Here is a 20,486-nt window from a genome sequence, read left to right on the forward strand (position 1 = left end):
CGACTGATTGCTTGGCAGGCAGGACGGGACTATGACGACACACGCCGCCGTTGCCCATGGCCACGCCCCGGACGGGGCCGCGCACGAGCACGCCCAGGGAATGAGCCGGGGCATGGCCGGGATGGTCTTCTTCATCGCCTCCGAAATAATGCTCTTCGGCGGCCTTTTTGCCGGCTACTTCTACATCGTCAACCAGGCGGACACCTGGCCGCCCGAGGGCATCGAGCACACGCCCGGCACGGCCGTCGGGGCTCTCCTCACCGTGGTACTGATCACTAGCGGGCTCCTCGGCCATGCGGGCATCGTGGCGCTGCGTTCGGGGACATACGGATTCGTCCTCCAGACGGGCAGCCGCAAGGGCCTCATCCTCGGCATATCCCTCGCCATCCTGCTGGGCACGATCTTCATCGCCGGGCAGGCCTACGAGTGGCTCACCCTGTTCGACGAGGGCCTCACGGCAAAGTCCGGCGTATACGGCAGCACCTTCTACATCCTCACCGGGTTCCACGGCGCCCACGTGATCGCCGGCCTGGCGATGCTCTGGGTTGTCCTGGTCCGGGCCCTCTGGGGCGACTTCACGCCGAGGCGCCACCTCTTCGCCGATGCGGCGATGCTCTACTGGCACTTCGTCGACGTGGTGTGGGTGCTGCTCTTCGTCATCATCTATCTGGTCAACAAGTAATCGGCCCGCACGAGAGGTAGCTCATGGCCACCGGCGCGATAGCAAGACCAACCCATCACCCGAGGCACTACACCGGGATCCTCGAATGGGTGCTGACTACCGACCACAAGAAGATCGGGATCATGTACCTGCTCTTCACGATCTTCTTCATGCTCATCGGCGGCATCCTGGCCCTTCTCGTCCGTACACAGTTGGTCTGGTCGAACACGGAGGTGTTCTCGAAGGACGCATACAACCAGTTCTTCACTATGCACGCCTCCACCATGCTCTTCCTGTTCGTGATCCCCGTGGGGGCTGGATTCGGTAACTACCTCCTGCCCCTGATGATCGGCGCGAAGGACATGGCCTACCCGCGGATCAACGCCCTCAGCCTCTGGCTTATCCCGCTGGCTGCCATCTTCATGTTCAGCTCCTTCTTCGTCGAGGGCGGGGCGGCCAAGAGCGGCTGGACCGAGTACGCGCCGATGACGCTGCGCACCTTCTCGCCGGGCCACGGCACTGACCTCTGGATCCTCGGCGTCCAGATTCTCGGTATCTCCTCGGTGGGCGGCGGCATCAACTTCCTGGTGACGACGATGACCATGCGCGCCCCCGGCATGACGCCTGCGCGCATGCCGATCTTCGTCTGGATGATCGTCGTTACTTCCGTCCTGGTCGTCTTCGCGACACCGGTCCTCGCCAGCGTGCTGACGATGCTCTTCTTCGACCGCAACCTGGGGACGCACTTCTTCGACCCGCGCGAGGGAGGGAACCCGCTGCTGTACCAGCAATTGTTCTGGTTCTACAGCCACCCGGCGGTTTACATCATGATCCTGCCCGCCATGGGCATCGTCTCCGAGGTACTGCCCGTCTTCTCTCGCAAGCCGCTCTTCGGCTACAAGGCCGTCGCCTACGCGGGCGCTGCCATCGGCATCCTGGGATTCTGCGTTTGGATGCACCACATGTTTGCGACCGGCCTCAGCATCCCGCTAACCACCGTGACCATGTTCACGACGATGATGATCGCCGTCCCGTCCGGCGTGAAGATGTTCAACTGGCTCGGCACGATGTGGTACGGGAGCCTGGTCTTCAAGACGCCGATGTACTTCGCCATTGGCTTCCTCTTCCTGTTCCTGATCGGCGGCGTCGACGGCGTCTTCCACGCCGTCGTGCCCGTCGACTACGCCATCAACGACACCTACTGGGTCGTGAGCCACATCCACTACGTGCTCTTCGGCGGGGCTGTGTTCGGCGTCTTCGCCGGCATCTACTACTGGTTCCCGAAGATGACCGGCAAGTTCCTGGACGAGACGCTGGGCAAGACCCACTTCTGGCTCATGTTCGTCGGCATGAACCTTGCCTTCATGCCCATGCACGTCCTTGGCCTGATGGGCATGCCCCGGCGCATCGCGACCTACGAGAGCGGCCATGGCTGGGAGTGGTGGAACCTCGTCTCCACCGTAGGCGCCTTCATCATCGCTGTCTCACTCCTCTTCTTCCTCTACAACTTCTTCAAGACCCTGGCGTCCGCGCCGAAGACGGCGGGCGACGACCCGTGGGAGGGCAATACGCTCGAGTGGATGACGACGTCGCCGCCGCCGGAGCACAACTTCGACTCGCTGCCGCCAGTCCACAGCGAGCGCCCGGCATTCGACGCCCGGGCAGGCCGGATGTCCTACCGCCCTGGCGCGGCGGCGCACTAGAGGAGAGAGGAGCTAGGACGAAAGCGTGAACATCAAGCCCTGGCAGATCTTCGTCTTCTCTCTCGTCCCGCTGGCGCTGGTGTTCGCCGGAGTCATCGGAGGCTCCTTCTGGGGCGCTGACTCGGGGAAAGAGGTGTTTGGCGCGGCGCCGCCGCCCGCGGCGACGCAGCCGGCGGGCACTCCCAGCGCAGGCGGCAGCCCTGAACCCGGCGGTACGGTCCTGACCATCACGGCGCGAAACCTCCTCTTCGACAAGCGGACCCTGACCGCCCCCGCAAACACGAGGATCACCGTGCGCCTCACCAACGAGGACTCGGGCGTGCTCCACAACATCGCTTTCTACCGCAACCGCCAGGCGACACAGCGCCTCACCCCCGACTCAGTCGGTGAACTCTTCGCCGGCCCGGCGACGCGTGACCTGACTTTCACGACGCCGGCGCGCGGCAGCTACTTCTTCCGCTGCGACGTGCACCCGGACACCATGACCGGGACGTTTACGGTCCAGTAGGGCCGGCCGTTTCCCGGCAGGCGGGCCCGGGCCGTCTAGCCGGCCTTTTCGCCGTCCGCGCCTTCGAGCGCCGCGACATGCTCGGCCAGCACCTCGCGGCGGGCGAAGCGCAGTAGCAGCGCCACGCCGACGAGCACCACGAGCGCGTCATCCAGCTGCCCGAGGACGGGGATAAAGTCGGGCACGATGTCCAGAGGCATCGCGAGGTAGAGGACGAGGGCCACGGGCAGGATGCGGACGGCGACCGGTATGCGCCTGTCACTCAGGATGGCCCGGGCGAGGCGCAGTTTGGGACGCAGTGGCAGCCCGCCGATGCGCTTGAGGAGCTGTCGGTCCTCCATGCTGGTGCGCCGCCAGGACAGGCGCACCGCCACGAGCACCGCGATTGTGAGAGCAACCGCCGCAAGCGGGATCCAGACCAGCGGCTCTATCAGCGGCATGCGCGCGCGGTCCCTTCGGCGGGCCAACGCCGCGCCGTGTCACGGCTGCACGTCCCAGGGCGTTTCAGGCGCCGCACGCTAGAGGAAGAGGGCGTCCGCGTAGAGCTCCAGCGACACCAGGAAGACCCCGGCGCACAAGAGCAGGCCCCGGGCGAGGGATGCCGGGTTGGCCGATTCGTGAAGGCGCAGCGCCGCGAGGACAGCGGCGGTCAACGCCAGCGCCGCGTGCGTCAGAAAGCCGCCGCTTGTCGGCGGTCCGTCGAGGTGAAAGAGGGCGGTGTCGACGGCCGCGAAGAGCAACGCCGGGATGATGAACGCGTCTGCGTAGGCGCGCGGTATCTCCCCTCGCCGGTAGCGGTATTCGCTCCAGCCGCCTATCACCATGGGCAGTCCCATGGCGAAGTGGGCGATGCGGGCGTCCGGTTCGACGACTGTCACGGTCAGCATCCCCCAACCCAGCAGGACGAGGGTCACAGGGAAGATCAGGGTCCGAAGAGTGCTCCGGAACCAGACTCTGCCCGATAGCCTTTCGGCAACCATGAGCGAACCGAGCAGGACAAACCCGGAGCCGAAGGTGTGGTGAGACTCCGCGGGGCGCACGATATACCAGTGCGCGTGCTCCGCGGACAGGTGGAGGAGCACCAAGGGGACTTGCGACAGGTCAAGGCCCGGCATTTTCCCGGTCCACCGGCTCTCGCGTTCCGACTCTTGCGCCGAGGCCCTTAGCCCAGCCTGCGGATGGCTTCCTCCAGCTCTGCCAGGCTGGTTGGGCCCTCAAACTTTGCCGCGATGAGGCCCTGCGCGTCAATGAGAAAGAACCACGGCTCGCTGCGGAGGCCCCACTCCCGCACGGCGTCCGCGGGGACCCTCTCCGGGCTTCCCGGGGTCTTGTAGAACTCGACATGGATGAATTCCAGCCTGTCACGGTACTGCGAGTGCAGCTTCTTCATGATCTCGTATTCGGGTCCGCAGAAGCGGCTGTCGCAGAAGCCGGGCACGGCGAACAGCACGAGCGCCGGCCGCCCTCTCTCGATGGCGTCGGCGATGGTGGTCATGTGGAACTCGGGCAGGGGGTTCGTCGCGGAATCGATCTCCGTGATCTCCGAGACGTCGCCGAGGGTCAGATTGCGGCTGCGAGGCGCCGGCGAGCCGACAGGCGGCGTTACCGAGCGCTCGATCACGTTGAATGAGATGCGCTGCGAGCCCTTCAGCTTCGGCTTCGAGGAGTCGACGCTCACCTCTACGCCCCAGTTCCCGGCGCGGTCGAAGGTTACCGTCGTGACGTACACCCCGACATCCTCGCCCGCGTTGATGTGGACATGCTGCGTGCCGTCCGAGTGAGTATGGATGACCTGCTCGGCAATGCCCGCGTCCCGGGCCGGGACTACCGACTTCGCTTCCGCCTCAAATTTCTGGACGGCCGTGGCGCCGCTGATGTCGAAGAACTTCAGGCGCACCTTTGCGTCCACCACCGGGACGTTGTTCTTGTCGAGGATGCCGACCACGAACCGGTTCGTCCCGACGACTTGCTCCGACGCCGCGATGACCGGGATGAAGTCAGGCTGGCCGTCGATGACGATGACGTTTGGGTCCTCGCGGTCACCGTTGCCGCAAGCAGCGGCAAGAAGGGCGAAAAGAGTCGCCACGGCGAGGAGGGACTTTGTGAACATGGCCACAAGCATGTTAGCACGCCCATCCTTGCGGCGACTGCCGGCCGGGGCTAGCCTCGAGACGTGGCCGCGATCGTCGAAGTGAGGCGCCTCGAGAGACGGGGTGTTGTCCTGGAGGCCTTCGGGATCGCCTACAACCTTCTCGAGGGCGCTCTCTCCATCGGGGCGGGAGTCCTGGCAGGGAGTGTGGCTCTCGTGGGTTTCGGGGCGGACAGCGCCATCGAGGTGAGCGCCAGCGTGGTCGTGCTGGTGCACCTCCTGCGCCGGGACGGTGACCGGCAGGCCGCCTGGGAGGGCCGGCTGGCGGTCTTCGTCGGCTTCACGATGCTCGCTCTCGCCGCCTACGTGGCTGGCCGCGCCGTCTACGACCTCGTGACGCAGTCGGAGCCCGACGAGTCGTACCTTGGCATCGGCATCGCTGCCGCCTCCGTGGTCGCCATGCCGGTGCTATCGCGCATGAAGCACGACATAGCTCACAAGATCGGGAGCCGCGCCCTGGAGGCCGAGTCACGGGAGACGCTCGTATGCAGCTATCTCTCCGCAGCGCTCCTCATTGGTCTGGCTGCGAACGCGGCCCTCGGCTGGTGGTGGGCGGACCCCGTTGCGGCGCTGGTCATGGTCGGCCTCATTACGCGCGAGGGCTGGGAGGCCGTGACGCGACGCGAGCTTTGCTGCGTCGACTGACACTCCGTGCGGCTAGGCCGTCTGCTCCTCATAATGGGAACGGAAGATGATGCAGTGGCCCCCTAGATGCGACCGCTGCCGGCGAGAGATTGACGACTGGTCGAGCGCCGGCCTTTACGGCAAGGGCTGGCTCCACAAGAGTTGCTGGAGCGAGCTCTTTCGCGAGGCCCAGTCCCTGGGCCGGGCCGTCCCTGAGCTCCGGTCGCCGGTCGAGCGCAGTGCCCAGCTCGAGCTGCCGATGATGGTCTTCCTGCTGCTGTTCCATTTCGGGCTCGCCGCCGCCGTCGGTGGTTGGTTCCTGCTCACCCAAACGGACGAGAGCCGCACGGCCGGCGTAATCATCCTGGTCGGCGGCCTGATATCGCCGCTTGTGGGCGCCGCGGGCGCGGCCCTGAACATCCTCAGCCGACGGCGTATCGAAGTCATACGCCAGACGCTCGACCTCCAGGGCGGCTGGAAGCCGGGGCGCTGACGATGCCTCCGGTGTTGCACTCTGGGCACCCGGTCACCTGGAGTGCCTGGCACTTCGAGCCCACCGCCGTGGGCATCGCTTTCGTGGTCCTGGGGCTGTACGTGGCAGGCCTCCGCCACGCGGGCGCGCCCTTCGAGGCCTGGCGGCCCGCTGCCTTCCTGGCCGGCGGCGGCCTGATGCTGGCTGCGCTGCTCTCCCCGCTGGACGCCGCTTCCGACCGCCTGCTCTCCATGCACATGCTGCAGCACGTGTTCCTCACCAGCATCGGTCCGCCGCTGGTGCTGCTCGGCATCCCGGCTCAAACGCTGCGCTGGCTCCTTCCGCAGGGCAGCCCTGGCTTCAAGGCAGCGGCTCTCCTGACCATGCCCTTCGTGGCGGCGGCCGCGTTCATCCTGAACATGTGGCTCTGGCACATCCCGCCCATCTATGAGGCGGCGCTCACGGACCTGAACGTGCACGTAGCGATGCATGTGGCCTTCATGGCCACCGGCCTACTCTTCTGGTGGCCGATCGTCGCTCCCTACCCGGAGCTCTCGACGGCGGGCCCGGGCGCGCGCCTGCTGTACCTCTTCGTTAGCGGCTTCCCCATGGGCTTGCTGGCCCTGCTCCTGCTTTCGTCAGAAGTCATCATCTACGACTTCTACCAGGACCAGCCGTCACGGCTCTGGGGCCTCTCCGCGCTCGAGGACCAGCAAATCGCCGGTGTCATCATGGGCAGCCTGGGCGAGGTCGCCAGCTTCGTCGCTTTCACGCTGATATTCGTCCGCTACTTCCTTACCGACCGTGAGGAGCTGGGCATCACGCCGAACGCGTAGCGCGGAGCACCCGGCCCCGTGCTGCCTGCTCCTTCCCGCTGCCACGCTCCGCCGTGCCCTCGAATCCGCCGTGCTTCCCACCCTTGATATGGACAACCCGCAGCCGCGGGCCTAAAGTACGCTCGCGAATCCAAGGGAGGGGCATATGGACCTGAACGCCGTTCCGCCTGAGTTGCTCGGGATCATCATGGCGAGCACGATTTCAGACGACGACAAGTCCGCCATCAACAACTTCTTCGCGAACCTGGACGAAGCCCGCAGGCCGGAGATCATGCGCGAGATCAGGAGCCGCGGCAACTGGCAGGACAAGATCAAGTACTGCCTGGAGCAGGCCAGGGCGGCGACGGTCTAGCGCTCCAACCGGTACACCTCAATGGGCCCGTAAGGCGGCCCTGCCACTGTCGCGACCAGCCTGCCCTTCTGCGTCAGGTAGCGCTGAAAGCGCTCGCTGTCGGCCGGGGTGAGCTTCGCGAGGATCTCCTTCGTGAGCGGAGACAGTAACAGGTAGTCGGCGTTGAGCCGGCCCATCGCGCCCTCGATGTCCGTCGTTTCGCCGCGCGAGATCTCCGGGTTGGTCCAGTAGAAGAGGAGAAGGAGGCTGCGGGTCTCCAGGTCCGGCAGGGCAAGCCACATCCTGTTGTCGGTGACGACTCGCGAACCCGCTGGCACGACCTCCCGCACCGCGTCGCCGACCGTCGCATAGACGGTCGCGTTGCGCGCGTCCGAGACGTTGCGGATGCCGACGGCGGCGCCCTCGGCGGCGACCATGAGCGCTGCCAGGAGCACGGCGATAGAAGCCGCGCGCCCCATGGGTCTCGAGGGCGGGCGCCAGGAGAGGAGGGCGCGTCCCCCTTCCGCGAGGGCGACGCAGAGGAACGGCACGGCGATCACCCAGTACACGAAGCGCTTCGTGGACTCGAAGAGGGCGAACTCGAGCACCAGGCAGCCGAGCACCAACGCGAGCAGCCTGTGCGGCGCCGAGCCCCGGCGTGCCCGTACCGCCGCATAGGCCAGCGCCGCCGGACCCGCGATCAGGAGGGTTAGGCGGGCCGAGGGCCGCTCGAAGAGCTCGGCCGGGGACATGGACGTATCGATGTCGAGCGCGAGGTCGTAGCGGTCTGCCTCCGAGACGAGGTTGTCGATGTAGAACTGCGGCGAGAAGAAGTCGCTGCGCTGCTCGACGGTGCGTGCTTGCCCGCGGAAGTCCTCCCAGTCTTGCGCGGCGTAGACGAAATACGGCACGAACGGGAGGGCGGTGCAGGCGGCGAAGAGGGCCGCGTGGAGGACGCGGCGCCGGGCAGCCGCGGGAGTCGTGAGCAGGAAGAGAGCTAGAGGGACTACGAAGAAGGCGGCGACGAATTGCGTCAGGCAGCCAAGGCCGAGGACAATCCCGGCGCCAGCCGCATCTGCAGGTCCGGGCGAGCCGCCCCTGCGAAGGAGGACCAGGGCCGCGCCCACCGCGAAGGGCGTGGCAACGAGGTCATAGCGGACCGTCGCCCCGAGGTCGGTCAGGGTCAGGCCGGTGAAAGGTGTAAGGTTCAAGCGCAGCAGGACGAGTAGCGCCGCCGCGCCGGCGCCGGCCCATCTCCCCGCCGTCCGCGAGCCCAGCAAGTAGGTCAGGAGGAGCAGCGCTCCGCCGAAAAACGCGCTCGTCAGGCGCGCCTGTTCCAGGCCCGCGCCGAAGACTTCGAAGACGCCGGCCAGTACGAGGTGGTGCAGGGGCAGGTTGAAGTAGTAGTGCCTGTCGGCGCCGAAGAAGCCGGCGAAGAGGTCTGACCCGAAGACGCCCTCTTCGGCCAGCTTCGTCGAGGCGGATACGATCCAGCCCTCGTCGCCGCCCGCGATCGGATGGTTGCCTATGTTGGGCAGAGTCGTCGCGGCGTAGAACAGCGCGACTGCCGCGAGCACTGCTGCCACGAACGGCCCTTCTCGACGACGGACGTAGTCCAGGGTGCGCTTCACCACGCCGGAGTGTAGTGTCAGCGCGCCCTAGGCGGTATTCGCCGCTCGAGGCCGTGGGTCCTCGGACTGCCGGGCCTAGCCGGCGATGAGGGCGCGGACCACGCCGCCGAAACCGCGACGGTGCGCGGCCTGCACGGCCAATGGCGTCTGCACGAGCCTACCCCGGGCCGCGAGCTCGGCGAGGTGCTGGGCGCGCCTGGCCAGAGCAGGACTCTTCAGGGCCGCCTCGGCCTCTTTCTCGCGTATGTAAGATTCGAACATCATCTCGCACCTCCACGCGCAGGTTAGCCGCGGGGTTGGCGCGGGAAATCGAACCGCGGCCCGATGCGGGCCTCGGACTTTAGGCCGAGTTGAGTGGCAGGCCCTCTGACGCGGGCCTCAGGCGCCGGCCCTGTGGAGCATCTGCGAGAAGTGGCGCCACTGCCGCTCCCAGGCGGCCTGGAGCCCCGCGCGCACGCGCGAAGCGATCAGGTTGCATTCGCGCATGTTGGCGTGGGTCACCAGGCGCTGGATGCGCACGTCTGCCCAGCGAATGTGGCGCTCCTCATCCAAGGTTATCTTGTGCAAGACCTGGGCGAGCGAGGCGTCCACGTGGGGCATGGCGTGATAGCACCTGTCGACCGTGTAGGGCTTCACGCCGCGGTACAGGGCGAACAACCTCTGGAGGTCGTCTCCGGCCTCCTCCGCCTGGGCGAAGGCCCTGGTACCGGCGTCTTTGGGGCCGGAGGTGATCCTGCCGCCGAGGCGTCTGATCTGCTCTCCGATCATCGTCGCGTGACGGCGCTCGTCGATGAGGTGGCGGGAAAGGCCGGACTCCAGTTCGCTGTCAGCGGTCTCAGCCCGCCACTTCTCCAGCAGGGCTATCGTGCTGAGCTTGGTCTGCCAGAGACGCTGCAGGACTTCGATGACTGGCGCCGGCTGCGGCCGGGTCGCTGGTTGCTGCCGTTTGAGCATGGTCCACCCTTCACCAACAACTTCGGCCGGTCGGGGCAAAATCCGTGCTTTTTCGCGCCGGTCCAGGTCGATCTATATGAATCCGTAACACCGCCGGCTCGTTCCGGTCGGCGCTGGCGCTGGGGGCGCAAGCAGGTCCAGGTCTAAGGCGATGGCCGCAGGCCGTCAGGCGACGTTCGCGCGCTTGTTGGCCAGCCGCAACCTTTGCACCGGCGAAAGCTCGCGCTCGGGCGCCATGCGTTCGCGGCGCTCCTCCTTGGCCTGCTCGATGCCCAGCTCCGCGGATGCAAGCAACTCGTCCCGTGTCCCCCCGTCTTCGGGATAGGAGACGATCGCGGCCGAAGCCGAAATCACCTGCTTTTCGCCAGAGGCGTCATCGAACACGGAGAGCGCCGAGAGCTTCTTCATGATCGACGATGTGAGTTCCACTGCTACGGCGCGGTTCGTCTCCGGCAGTAGGACGGCGAACTCATCGCCGCCGTAGCGGGCCACCATCTCCGGCGGCGCAACAGTCGCCGCCAGGGTCATCGCGACGGCGCGCAGGACGCGGTCGCCGAGCGTGTGCCCAAAGTTGGCGTTGAACTCGCCGAAGTCGTCGATGTCGAACAGGATGACCGATAGCCCGCGACCGTAGCGCCGGGCTCTCAGCACCTCCTGCTCTAGGGCTTCCAGGAAGTGGCGCCGGGTAAACGCCCATGTGACGGGGTCGATACCGCCGAAGCGCGTCGTCTCCTCTCCGGCCATCAGGTCTTTCAGGGCAAGCGTGCAGTGTCCGGCCACGAGCTCCAGGATCTCGATGTCGGGCTCGGAGCCCGAGAACATGAACACGCAGAGTCCGAAGGTCTCGCCTTCCATGACCAGCGGGACGCTGGCGACACGCGTGATCTGCAGCTCCTTCTTGATCGCGTCGATGGCCTCGCGGTCCAGGCCCTCGTCGAAGACGTTGCGCAGGTCGTCCTCGACTACGACCTCGCCGCCTTCCATGACGTTTCGGCGCCAACTGCGCAGCGGCAGCGGGAATTCGGCGTCGGCCAGGTTGTAGTTGGCGGCGAGACACGCCTGCTCGATGCCATGGTCCTCCACGTTTGCCAGGGGCGAGGCGTGGAGGATGTCGCGCCTGCGGTCCAGGAGAAGCGGGTAGGTCACCACCGCGCCGGTCACCCTCGGCGAGCGCTCCAGAAACAGCGCCAGCATTTCCTCCATGGTCCCAGCGCTGTGCAGGAAGAGGCTGAGTACGGCGAGCTCGTTGAGCCTCTCGGCGCGCACGTAGACTTCTTCCGCGCTCAGGCGGCGGCGGGGCTCCGGGCGCGCGGCGCGGCGAAGCGCCTCTGGGTCCAGGCCCTCGGGCTTCTTCTTGTTGCCGCCGAACCGCGACATCAGCCTCATGAATCCTCTCCTGCCGTATCAGGCCGCCCTGGTATCGGAGCCCGACAGACGCACGACTGCTCTGTTTCCGTCGATCTCAACCTGGCAACCTCGCTCGAATGCATAGGAGATCGCGTCTTCGATGTCCTCCGCTGGTGGCAGGTCGCGCTCCTCCATCTGCACGGTCACGGAGTGCGAGGAGTAGTTCGCCAGGTTCGCGGTAGCGGCGCGCTCCAGCCGGGCGAGCGTGCGATACACCCGCACGAGTTCCACGCGACCCTCCCTGTCCTCGATGATCATGCAGGCCGGCGACAGGAACGACTTGTCCAGGAGCGCCTCGTAGTGAGGGATGCGCATCTCCGGGCGCGGCATGGCAGACGGCGTCTCCGCCGAGTCCGGACCTTCGAGCTCGGCGCGCGCTTCCATCACTGCCATGCGCACCTTCTCCCGGACATCGTCCTCGTCCAGCGGAGGAGTGGCCTTCTCGACCTCGGCTTCCTCTCCTTGCGCCATGGCCGGAGCGACAGATGGCTCGGCCGGTTCGATCGACGCGACCTCATCGTCAGGAACGTCAGGTTCCGATAGGACGGCGCCCGCTCCCAGCTCAGCCTTGAGCTGTTCGACCGCCCGGCGCACCTGTTCCCGCACGTCCTCGTCCTCTGCGGGCGCCGGCGGCCTCGCCTCAGGTTGCGCTGGCTCCGTTGGCCACCCGCCTTCGCGCAGAGACGGCGATGCTGACCACTGTCCCCAGGCGCCGCCCAACGACGCGGGAGCGGCAGTCCACCCCGAAGCCGGCTCTGGCGTTGGACGCCAGGCTTCGTCGAACGTGGTTGCGGCGCCAGCGCTCTCTTGCGCCGTCATTGCCTCTGGCTGAGGCGTCCCAGGGCCCTCGTCCGCCGCCGCGGCTCCGGGTCCAGCGAGTGCCGCCGGCAGGAGGCCTGCCAGCGCCTCTTCGAGCCGATCGAGGGCTGCACGAAGCTGCGAGATCGAGTCGCGCACATGCGCAACCGCGGCTTCAGCAGCTCCGTCTGCGGGCGCACGAAGGTCTTGCATCGTTGGGGAGTAGCTCCTGCTGGTCTTCTACGTAAGATTGTCGGCGGTCTCAGGGCAAACCTGAGAGCCCGGCGCGGCGGAGAAAAGGTTGCGCCATGCTAGAATTCGGCGGGCCGTGTGGGACGGCCGCACCCTAGGGAAACGCCCCTGCTACGCCTCTCTCGTTCCCGCCTGGCGCCCCTGCTCTCGGCCGCGCTTTTCGTCTGGCTGGCCTACCTTGTCCTCCTCCCCCTGAGCTACAACGAGCTCGACGTCTTCGACGCCACGCGGCGCATGCAGGTCCTCTTCGGCGCCGCGGCGCTTGCTTATCTTGCGCACCTGGCCTGGCACCGCCGGCTACCGGGGCCGACGCGGCTTGACTGGCCGCTGCTCGGGGTGATTGCAGCCTACGGGGTCGCCATCGCGCTCTCGATCTACCCCCGCTTCAGTCTCGAGGCTGCCGTTGTCCCGGCGCTAGCGGTTTTCACTTTCTACATGCTCTCCGACCTCGAGGAGGTGACTCCCCGGGCGATGGTCCGTGGCCTTGCGGCCGTCGGGCTTGCCGGCGCCGTACTCGCGCTCTGGGACGCCGGCGAGGAATACGCCTCCCGCCTCTCCCTCCTGTCCGCGGTTGCCGGCGGCGTCAGTCTGCGCGACATCGTGCCTCCGGCCGTACCGCGCGTCGAAGGTGTGGGCGACCACGTGAACATGATCGCCCTCGCCTTCAATATCACGCTGCCCTTCGTCCTGCTCCTGGCCTTGCAGGGCGACCGGACCGAAAGGCTTGTCGCCCGGGCCGGGGCGGGTGTCATGCTGCTCGCCCTCTTCCTGACGCTGTCCCGCGGCGCCTGGGTAAGCGCGGCCATCGCCTTGCCCCTGTTCGCTGTGTTGTATCGGCTGCATGGCCGCGCCAGCGGGCTGCGCCTCCCCAGGCCGCCTTCGCGGTTGATCCTTGCTGGCGCGGCGCTATCGATGCTGGCCGTTGCTGTCGCCGCCGTCCTCGTCGCCTCGCGCTGGGAGTCTCGCCCCCAATGGCTCTTCCGGTCCTCCCTCTCGCCTCGCTACGACGCCTTCGAGGTCGGCCTGGAGATCGCGCGCGACGAGCCCTTCACGGGCGCCGGACCGAACTCCTACAGCCTTCTGTACAACGTCTACAGCGGCGACTACCCCATCGAGAACTTTCATCCCCACAACGGCTACCTCGCCGTCGTCGTGGACGCGGGGCTCCTTGGCGCGGCCGCAGTGGGGATTGCCGCGCTTGTGCTGGTCCTGAGCCTGGTGCGCGTTTTCCGGCAGGCGCCGGCAGGAAGCCGAGCGATGGCCGCGGCTTGCATGTCCGCCCTCGCGGCCCTTGCCGTGCATGGCGTCTTCGACATGCCCAACCAGTCGAAGACGGCACTGCTTCTGCTCGCCGCTGTCAGCGCGCTGGCGTCGAAGCTCGATCGTCCGGGAGTGTCGCCGCGCGTTGCTTCGACCTCGAACATCCCCAGGCTGGCAATGCTGGCTTTTGTGCCCCTGGCGTTGGCCGGGTGGCTCTGGACGGACCGCGGCCACGCCGCGTACGACGACAGCCTTGCCGACCTGGCAAGAGGGGACTTCGACCGGGCGGCCCGGGAGGCGCTCTGGGCCACGGAGAGAGACCCCGACTACGCCGCCTACCACCTCCACGCCGGCGTTGTCCAGACCATTGCTTACTTCGTCCACAACAACCGCGGTGATCCCCTGCCCGCGTTGCTGGATGGCGGCATCGCTTCCCTGGAGCGCAGCCTCGAGCTCGAGCCCCGCGGCGGCATCGCCCACATCAACCTCGCCCTGGCCCTCCAGGCGAGGAACGAGAGGGAGAGGGCAGTCGAGCACGCCGCCCTCGCGGTCTTTCGCGCCCCCGGCGACGGCACGATTGCCGGAGCCGCAGGCACGATCTTCGAGTGGGCCGGCCGCCGGGAGGAGGCGATCGACGCCTACGCCCGCGCCGTGACCCACGATGCGTCGCTCATTGAATCGCGCTTCTGGGACACGACGCCTTTCCGCCGCGAGGTCCGGTCTGAGGTCATCGCGCGGACGTTCCTAACGGACTGCCGGAAAGCCCGCGTCGTCGCCCTCTACTACGCATACCCGCAAGACGACCTCGCCGCGCTCACGAGCGCCTGCCGGCGTCTGGTGGAAAGATGGCCCTCAGATGCACGTGCCCGCTCGGACCTGGCTATTGCCCTCCAGAGCACTGGCGCGCGGGAAGAGGCCCTGGCCCACGCCCGACGCGCCGTCGCACAGGAGCCGGACAATGCCTACGCGCGCACGGCGCTCGGCTTCGCCTTGCTGGCGCCTGATACCGCGGCGCAAGCGCGCAGGGAACTGGCCCTCGGGCTCTACCTGGGCGATCCCGATGCCGCCGTGCTCCTGCACATGTACTACCAGTCGAGTCAGCTCAGCCCGGACCGGGAAGTGCCGGAAGAGGTGCTGGACCGCCTGGACTCAATGCTTGCCACTGCCGCCCCCTTCGTCTACGAAGGCGGCCGCCAGCAGTACCTCCTCGGCATCCTCTACTACCGGCCTCGCTACTTCCGTGAGTCGCCTGTCGCCATCCTGATACCCAGCGGCCCCGATGGCTGGCTGGCCCTGAGCTCCCCGCGCGCGGAGCGCATCGAGGCGGCTCTGCGGGCGGCCGGCAGGCGCTAGAATACCGACTGGCGATGAGGCGGCCACCATCGGGCAGAGCCCGCGGTCTGCCCCGCGTCCCTTATGCTTCCAGGCGTCCCTGGCGTAATGGACGCTTACAGCGCCTGTGGATATGCTGCAGGGCAGTACCCCGCCGTATTCTGGAGGAGTTCCGCGAGTGACAGCCACCACGAAGAAGTCCCTCTATGACCTCGGCGAGACACCACCCCTGGGGTTCATCCCGGAGAAGATGCATGCTCAGGTAATCCGCCAGAGCCGTTACGGACCGCCTACCCAGGCCTTCGCCCACGAGATCGTCGATGTGCCGTCGATCGAGCCGAACGAAGTCCTGGTCTATGTCATGGCGGCAGGCATCAACTACAACAACGTCTGGGCTGGCCTCGGCATCCCGGTCGACATAGTGCGCCTGCACAAGCAGATGAACGAGGCGGGTGACGACGAGGGCTACCACATCGGCGGTTCCGACGCCTCCGGCATCGTGTACGCCGTCGGCAGCCAGGTCACCAACGTCAAGGTCGGCGACGAGGTCGTCGTGCACTGCGGCATGTGGGACGAGAACGACCCCTACGTCAAGGCGGGTAACGACCCCATGTTCAGCCCCACCTTCCGGATCTGGGGCTACGAGAGCAATTGGGGTTCGTTCGCGCAGTTCACCAAGGTCCAGGCCCACCAGTGCCTCCCCAAGCCGCCCCATCTGACCTGGGAAGCCGCCGCCGCCTACATGCTCGTCGGCGCGACCGCTTACCGGATGCTCACGAACTGGACGCCGCACAACGTGCGCGAGGGAGATGTCGTCCTCGTCTGGGGCGGCTCTGGCGGCCTGGGCTCACAGGCGATCCAGATCGTGAAGGCCTTCGGCGGTATCCCCATCGCCGTCGTGTCGAGCGAGGAGCGCGGCAACTTCTGCATGAGCCTCGGGGCCAAGGGCTACATCAACCGCAAGCAGTTCGACCACTGGGGCCGCTTGCCCGACTGGACGGACGATGCCGCGATACAGAAGGCCACCCTGGGCTTCCGCGCCTTCGGCAAGGCGATCTGGGATATCCTCGGCGAGCGGCGGAACCCGCGCATCGTCTTCGAGCACCCGGGCCAGGACACCATTCCGACCTCGATGTTCGTCTGTGACACGGGCGGCATGGTCGTCATCTGCGCCGGCACCACCGGCTACAACGCCGACGTCGACCTGCGCTACCTCTGGATGCGGCAGAAGCGGCTCCAGGGCTCTCACTTTGCCAATGACGAGGATGCGGCCGGCTTCAACAACCTCGTCATGGAGGGCAAGATCGACCCCTGCCTGGGCCAGGTCTTCTCCTTCGACGAAGTCGGCCTTTGCCATCAGCTGCTGCACGAAAACCGGCATCCGGACGGCAACATGGCGATCCTCGTCGGTGCGCCGCGGCCGGGCATGAAGGAAGTGCCGTAGGCCGTCACGGATCAACGGGCAGCCAGCGGCGCCGGGGCGTCCCCTTGTGGCGCCCCGGCCCTCATTTTCGCCGCGGCGCCGTCTAGTCTGTGGTCAAATCGCACTCGCGGAGGCCAGCTCGAAGTGGCGATAGCCGCCGGACCCGCGCCTGAGGCGGCGCCTTTGCCGAAGGTGGGCGCCCAGGCCCGCCATCCCGGCGCGCGGGCAACGCCCGTGCTCGCCTTTGGGGCCATCGGAGCAGCCGTCGTCGCTCGCGTGGTCGCGGAAGGCTGGGTGTCCGACGACGCGATGATCACGTTCCGCTACGCGCGGAACCTGGTCGACGGCTACGGGCCGGTGTTCAACGTCGGCGAGCGCGTCCAGGGCTACACCCACCCCCTCTGGCTCCTGGTGCTCTCCCTGGCCTCGCTCATCTACGACGACGCCGTCTACCTTTCTGTCGTCCTCGGGGCCGGGTTCACCCTGGCCACATTCGCAGTCCTCGCGCACGCCTTGACCCGCCTCGCTGGCGACTGGAGGGCCGGGCTTCTCCTGACAGCATTGCTGGGCGGGCTCTTCGCCTCCAGTGAGGCCTGGGTCTCTTTTCAGACGTCGGGGCTGGAGAATTCGCTCTCGCACCTTCTCCTGGCGTTGCTCGTGGCCATGGTGGCGTCAGGCCGGAGGCCGGCGCTGCCGCCGCTCGCCGCCCTGTGCTCGCTGCTGGTCCTTACCAGGCCGGACTTCGCGCTCCTGGTGGCCCCGCTCGCCCTCGCTGCGGCCTGGGAGCGCCGGCGCGACCCGCGTGAGCTTGCCCTCTCGGTCGCGGCCTGCGCGCCACTGTTCGCCTGGCTGGCCTTCGCCTGGGCCTACTACGGCGCCCCTTATCCAAACACGGCCTCGGCGAAGCTGGGTATCTACCCAGACCTTGGCTCTGCCATCGACCAGGGGCTGCGCTACCTGGCGGACTGGGCCCGCTACGAACCGGCGCCCGTAATGGCCGCGGCTTTCCTCGGCGTGGTGGGGGCGGCCCTCGCGCGGGGCAGCTATCCGCGGCTGCTCGCGCTTGGCGCCGCGCTCTACGTCGCCTATGTCGTCCTCATCGGCGGCGACTTCATGCGCGGCCGCTTCCTGTTGCCGAGCTTCGTGGTCGCAGCCCTGCTCGGGGCCTTCGCCCTGGCGCCGCGCCTCAGGCGCTGGCCGCTCCTCTCGAGGCCGCTGGGCCTGGGCGTCGCGATCTTCGGCATCGCCATCGCCTGCGGAGCCTGGCAGGCCCTGGCGCCCGCCCAGGACCGGGACGTCGGCGCGAACGGCATTGTCAACGAGAGGCTGTTCTACGATGGTTTCGACATCTGGGACTATCGGCGCACAGGCCGCCTGACGCTGGCCGAAATCGATGTCACGGCGATCGCTGCGACCCTGAAGGGCTTCGCCGCGCAGTGCGGCCCGTTCGCGATCCACTGGGGCACGCCAGGCACGCTGGGCTACCTCACCGGCCCCGAGGTCTCCCTCATCGACACCATTGGCCTCACGGACGAGTACATCTCGAGGCTATCCAGAAGCGCGCTCGTGATCTCGCCGCCGCGGCCGGGCCATCCCTACCGCTACATTCCCGTCTCCTACCTGGCCTCAAGGGGCGACATCGCGCTGGTGCCGGGTTGGTGGGAGCGCGCGGAGGCCGGGGACTGTTCGCTGCTCTCCGAGCCGGCGAAGCTGGCCGGCTCCAGAAAGGTCTTCGACGTCTTCTCTGACCTGATCCTGGACCCGCCGCCCGGCAGGTGAACCGCCGCGGGGCCAGCGCTGCTGCCAGGTGGGACGTCCTCGCCGAGGGTCTATACTGCCGGTCAGGGCTGCGCACAGCACCTGAGGGAGCAACGGGCCTGAACATCCACACCTTCACGAAGTCAGACATACCCGAAGCGGCAGAGCTGCTGGCGGCGCGCCACCTGGCCGCGCGCAAGACACACTCCTTCCTCCCGGCCGAATGGGACCAGCCGGAGCGCTGGCAGGAGACCCTTACTGCGGCGCTCGAGGGTGCGAGCGGTGTGGTGGCCACGGATGGCGGGCGCACGCTGGGCTTCATGCTGGGCCGCCGCGACCTGACCGACCAGCGCTCGATGGGCGCGCGCTACGGCGACCCGCGCGCCGGCTTCGTGCCCTTCGAAGGGCACGCTGTGGCGGCCGGCGCCGACGCCCGCCGGCTCTACACCGTCATGTATGCGGAACTGGGCGCCGAGTGGGTGCGCCGCGGCTTCTTCTCACACGGCATCCAGGTCTTCGCTTCCGACAGGGCGGCCCGTGACGCCATGGTCGACCTCGGTTTCGGGCACAAGTTCGTCGCCGCCTTCCGGCCGGCCGGCGACCCGCCGCCCGCCGCCGAAGCCGCCGGCCTCGAGGTGCGCGAGGCCTCGCGGGCGGACGAAGAAGACGTGCATCGCCTGGAGATGGAGCTCGACTACTATCACGCGACGCCGCCGATGTTCATGCCCGTCGACGCCGAGACCGAAGCCGGCGCCCGGCGCATGCAGGAGACGCTTTACGACAACCCCGAGGCCGCGATCTTCCTCGCCTACCGCGAAGGCCGCGCCGTCGGGATGGTTTCGATGATGGCGCCTTCGTACATGGCGGCGTCGCTGCTGTTCCCGGGCCTCGTGTACCTGTACCAGGGCATAGTGAGCGAGGAGGCGCGCTCCTCCGGCGCCGGCGAGGTGCTGCTCGCCCGCGCCCTGCGCTGGGCGGCGGAGCGCGGCCACACACACGTGGCGCTGCACTACCACGCCGCGAACCCGACCGGCGGCCCGTTCTGGCGCAAGCACGGCTTCGAGGCGGTGCAGCAGGGCATGGCGCGGCTGGTGGACGAGCGCATTGCCTGGGCGCGTGACTGGCGCTGACGCACCGGACATCGACCTCCGGGAGGTCCTGGCGCTATACGGCATCGCGAGCGCGCGCATTTCGCCGCTCCCGGGGGGCATGGTCAACCTGAGCTTCAGGGTCGACGCGCCCGAGGGGGCGTTCGCCCTCAAGTGGTACCGGCCCTGGCTCAGGGAGTCGCGGCCGGAGCGCCTGCGCTTCGTGTGTGAGACGCAGGCGGCGGTGCACCAGGCCGGAGTGCCCGCGCCGGCGATCGTCCCGGACCTGGAGGGAGACCTCTTCGTCGAAACCGGCGCCGGGGCCTTCGTCCTCAGCGATTTCGTCGAGGGGCGCCAGTTCCCGCGCGGGCGCATGCCTGCAGCCTGCGCCGAGGCGATGGGCGCCGAGCTCCACCGGTTGTTCGAAGCTCTTTCGGAGATCCAGGTAGCGGAGCAGCGCTCCTAGCTGACCCGCGAGGCGGCCCTGCGGCGAGTCCAGGACCTGCTGCGACTTGCCGGGAGCGGGGGGCCCGTCGACCGGCGGGCGGTGGCGCTGCTCGAGCATCGCCGCAGCGGCCTGGAGGCCTGGGCGGGCCCCCGCCGGAGCTCGGCCGGCAGCAGTGCATCCACGGCGACTACCAGGACGGCAACGTCATCTTCGACGACAATGACGGAGTCGCCGCGATTCTCGACTGGGATGCGCTCAACCAGGCGAGCCGGGCCTACGAAGTGATGAGGGCCTTCAACTTCAGTTTCCCCGAGGGCGCCCCGGGAGGTCTCGACTTTCTGCGCGGCTACGTCAACGCGGCCAGGCCCTCGCCGGAGGACGCGGCCACGCTCGTCGACGTCTGGTCCTACACCATCTTGCAGCGCTTCTGGCCCGTGGACGCGCGCTACGAGCAGCCGGGGTCGTACCAGGAGCGCTGGGATGTGTTCATCCGCGAGCCGTCGGGCTGGTGGGAGGGCAACCGGGAGCGCATGCGACAGGAGCTGATTCGCTTCGCGAAGGCGGCGCGCGCCTGAGGGCAACCCCCCAGAACCTGCGGAACGCGCACACGCACCTTGCGCTGCCCCACCACGCCGCGAGGCGCAAGCACGGCTTCGAGGCGGTGCAGCAGGGAATGTCCCGCCTCGTCGATGACCGCATCGCCTGGGCGCGTGACTGGCGCTGACCGAACGCATCTATCCGCGGTCTATCACTTCGCTTCTGGAAACGTATTCAGCGTGCTCCAGGCATTGGCGAGCAAGCTTGCAGCATGCAAGCATGACTCTTGTCCCAACCAACAGCGTCTGAGCAGC

At 67.6% G+C, this 20,486-nt stretch carries 21 protein-coding genes; 13 read left to right on the plus strand and 8 right to left on the minus strand.

All coding sequences use genetic code 11. The features are described from left to right. Window positions 1-31 precede the first annotated feature (31 nt). Genes VNN10_15360 through VNN10_15370 form a run of 3 tightly spaced genes read left to right on the plus strand, consistent with a single transcriptional unit; the run spans window position 32 to window position 2,872 of the window. Window positions 32-682: a cytochrome c oxidase subunit 3 gene (locus tag VNN10_15360; protein ID HXH23396.1), complete on the plus strand. Its 651-nt coding sequence runs from the start codon at window positions 32-34 to the stop codon at window positions 680-682. Between the two features lie 23 nt (window positions 683-705). Beyond that, on the plus strand, window positions 706-2,364 hold the full coding sequence (gene ctaD, locus VNN10_15365) for a cytochrome c oxidase subunit I (protein HXH23397.1): 1,659 nt from the start codon (window positions 706-708) through the stop codon (window positions 2,362-2,364). Window positions 2,365-2,389: 25 nt separating this feature from the next. Beyond that, complete coding sequence (locus tag VNN10_15370) at window positions 2,390-2,872, plus strand: cupredoxin domain-containing protein (protein HXH23398.1); 483 nt, start codon at window positions 2,390-2,392, stop codon at window positions 2,870-2,872. A 35-nt stretch (window positions 2,873-2,907) separates the two neighbouring features. Here VNN10_15370 and VNN10_15375 read toward each other — a convergent pair whose 3' ends face one another. The 3 genes from VNN10_15375 to VNN10_15385 form a co-directional block, all read right to left on the minus strand. Next, entirely contained in the window at window positions 2,908-3,312 is a 405-nt protein-coding gene (locus VNN10_15375; protein ID HXH23399.1) for a YkvA family protein, read from the minus strand. A 78-nt stretch (window positions 3,313-3,390) separates the two neighbouring features. Further along, entirely contained in the window at window positions 3,391-3,987 is a 597-nt protein-coding gene (locus tag VNN10_15380; protein HXH23400.1) for a hypothetical protein, read from the minus strand. Between the two features lie 47 nt (window positions 3,988-4,034). Beyond that, window positions 4,035-4,982 (minus strand): hypothetical protein, encoded by a 948-nt coding sequence (locus tag VNN10_15385; GenBank protein HXH23401.1) that lies wholly within the window; start codon window positions 4,980-4,982, stop codon window positions 4,035-4,037. A 63-nt stretch (window positions 4,983-5,045) separates the two neighbouring features. Between VNN10_15385 and VNN10_15390 the strand changes: the two genes are divergently transcribed. The 4 genes from VNN10_15390 (at window position 5,046) to VNN10_15405 (ending at window position 7,305) form a co-directional block, all read left to right on the plus strand. Continuing rightward, complete coding sequence (locus VNN10_15390) at window positions 5,046-5,666, plus strand: cation transporter (protein ID HXH23402.1); 621 nt, start codon at window positions 5,046-5,048, stop codon at window positions 5,664-5,666. A 46-nt stretch (window positions 5,667-5,712) separates the two neighbouring features. Further along, a complete protein-coding gene (locus VNN10_15395; GenBank protein HXH23403.1) occupies window positions 5,713-6,138 on the plus strand; it encodes a hypothetical protein in 426 nt (141 codons plus the stop codon). Window positions 6,139-6,149: 11 nt separating this feature from the next. Further along, complete coding sequence (locus VNN10_15400; GenBank protein ID HXH23404.1) at window positions 6,150-6,953, plus strand: cytochrome c oxidase assembly protein; 804 nt, start codon at window positions 6,150-6,152, stop codon at window positions 6,951-6,953. 145 nt (window positions 6,954-7,098) lie between these two features. Continuing rightward, window positions 7,099-7,305, plus strand: a complete 207-nt coding sequence (locus VNN10_15405) for a hypothetical protein (protein ID HXH23405.1) — start codon at window positions 7,099-7,101, stop codon at window positions 7,303-7,305. Here the strand turns inward: VNN10_15405 and VNN10_15410 are convergent. The 5 genes from VNN10_15410 to VNN10_15430 all read right to left on the minus strand — a co-directional run bounded on the left by VNN10_15410 (window position 7,302) and on the right by VNN10_15430 (window position 12,095). Then, window positions 7,302-8,915, minus strand: a complete 1,614-nt coding sequence (locus VNN10_15410; protein HXH23406.1) for a glycosyltransferase family 39 protein — start codon at window positions 8,913-8,915, stop codon at window positions 7,302-7,304. The genes VNN10_15405 and VNN10_15410 overlap by 4 nt on opposite strands. 75 nt (window positions 8,916-8,990) lie before the next feature. Next, on the minus strand, window positions 8,991-9,179 hold the full coding sequence (locus tag VNN10_15415; GenBank protein ID HXH23407.1) for a hypothetical protein: 189 nt from the start codon (window positions 9,177-9,179) through the stop codon (window positions 8,991-8,993). A gap of 114 nt (window positions 9,180-9,293) precedes the next feature. Next, entirely contained in the window at window positions 9,294-9,869 is a 576-nt protein-coding gene (locus tag VNN10_15420) for a ferritin-like domain-containing protein (protein HXH23408.1), read from the minus strand. A 165-nt stretch (window positions 9,870-10,034) separates the two neighbouring features. Next, a complete protein-coding gene (locus VNN10_15425; GenBank protein ID HXH23409.1) occupies window positions 10,035-11,255 on the minus strand; it encodes a sensor domain-containing diguanylate cyclase in 1,221 nt (406 codons plus the stop codon). An 18-nt stretch (window positions 11,256-11,273) separates the two neighbouring features. Then, window positions 11,274-12,095, minus strand: coding sequence for a hypothetical protein (locus VNN10_15430; GenBank protein ID HXH23410.1), 822 nt, complete (start codon window positions 12,093-12,095; stop codon window positions 11,274-11,276). Window positions 12,096-12,404: 309 nt separating this feature from the next. On the opposite strand from VNN10_15430, the gene VNN10_15435 reads away from it, so the two are divergent. The 6 genes from VNN10_15435 (at window position 12,405) to VNN10_15460 (ending at window position 20,210) form a co-directional block, all read left to right on the plus strand. Continuing rightward, window positions 12,405-14,939, plus strand: a complete 2,535-nt coding sequence (locus VNN10_15435) for an O-antigen ligase family protein (protein ID HXH23411.1) — start codon at window positions 12,405-12,407, stop codon at window positions 14,937-14,939. 157 nt (window positions 14,940-15,096) lie between these two features. Beyond that, window positions 15,097-16,362, plus strand: coding sequence for a crotonyl-CoA carboxylase/reductase (gene ccrA, locus VNN10_15440; GenBank protein ID HXH23412.1), 1,266 nt, complete (start codon window positions 15,097-15,099; stop codon window positions 16,360-16,362). 162 nt (window positions 16,363-16,524) lie between these two features. Continuing rightward, complete coding sequence (locus VNN10_15445) at window positions 16,525-18,120, plus strand: hypothetical protein (GenBank protein HXH23413.1); 1,596 nt, start codon at window positions 16,525-16,527, stop codon at window positions 18,118-18,120. Then, entirely contained in the window at window positions 18,117-19,229 is a 1,113-nt protein-coding gene (locus VNN10_15450; protein ID HXH23414.1) for a GNAT family N-acetyltransferase, read from the plus strand. The genes VNN10_15445 and VNN10_15450 overlap by 4 nt, the downstream gene beginning before the upstream one ends. Then, entirely contained in the window at window positions 19,216-19,653 is a 438-nt protein-coding gene (locus VNN10_15455; protein HXH23415.1) for a phosphotransferase, read from the plus strand. The genes VNN10_15450 and VNN10_15455 overlap by 14 nt, the downstream gene beginning before the upstream one ends. A 119-nt stretch (window positions 19,654-19,772) precedes the next feature. Then, on the plus strand, window positions 19,773-20,210 hold the full coding sequence (locus VNN10_15460; protein HXH23416.1) for a phosphotransferase: 438 nt from the start codon (window positions 19,773-19,775) through the stop codon (window positions 20,208-20,210). The last annotated feature ends 276 nt before the right edge of the window (window positions 20,211-20,486 follow it).

Source organism: Dehalococcoidia bacterium, from assembly GCA_035574915.1.
Taxonomy (GTDB): domain Bacteria; phylum Chloroflexota; class Dehalococcoidia; order DSTF01; family WHTK01; genus DATLYJ01.

Excerpts from the sequence above, each read along its gene's own strand:
- ctaD (HXH23397.1), top strand. The coding sequence starts at position 706 with ATGGCCACCGGCGCGATAGCAAGACCAACCCATCACCCGAGGCACTAC.
- VNN10_15420 (HXH23408.1), bottom strand. The coding sequence starts at position 9,869 with ATGCTCAAACGGCAGCAACCAGCGACCCGGCCGCAGCCGGCGCCAGTC.
- VNN10_15380 (HXH23400.1), bottom strand. The coding sequence starts at position 3,987 with ATGCCGGGCCTTGACCTGTCGCAAGTCCCCTTGGTGCTCCTCCACCTG.
- VNN10_15425 (HXH23409.1), bottom strand. The coding sequence starts at position 11,255 with ATGAGGCTGATGTCGCGGTTCGGCGGCAACAAGAAGAAGCCCGAGGGC.
- VNN10_15385 (HXH23401.1), bottom strand. The coding sequence starts at position 4,982 with ATGTTCACAAAGTCCCTCCTCGCCGTGGCGACTCTTTTCGCCCTTCTT.
- VNN10_15405 (HXH23405.1), top strand. The coding sequence starts at position 7,099 with ATGGACCTGAACGCCGTTCCGCCTGAGTTGCTCGGGATCATCATGGCG.
- VNN10_15395 (HXH23403.1), top strand. The coding sequence starts at position 5,713 with ATGATGCAGTGGCCCCCTAGATGCGACCGCTGCCGGCGAGAGATTGAC.
- VNN10_15415 (HXH23407.1), bottom strand. The coding sequence starts at position 9,179 with ATGATGTTCGAATCTTACATACGCGAGAAAGAGGCCGAGGCGGCCCTG.
- VNN10_15360 (HXH23396.1), top strand. The coding sequence starts at position 32 with ATGACGACACACGCCGCCGTTGCCCATGGCCACGCCCCGGACGGGGCC.
- VNN10_15430 (HXH23410.1), bottom strand. The coding sequence starts at position 12,095 with ATGACGGCGCAAGAGAGCGCTGGCGCCGCAACCACGTTCGACGAAGCC.
- VNN10_15375 (HXH23399.1), bottom strand. The coding sequence starts at position 3,312 with ATGCCGCTGATAGAGCCGCTGGTCTGGATCCCGCTTGCGGCGGTTGCT.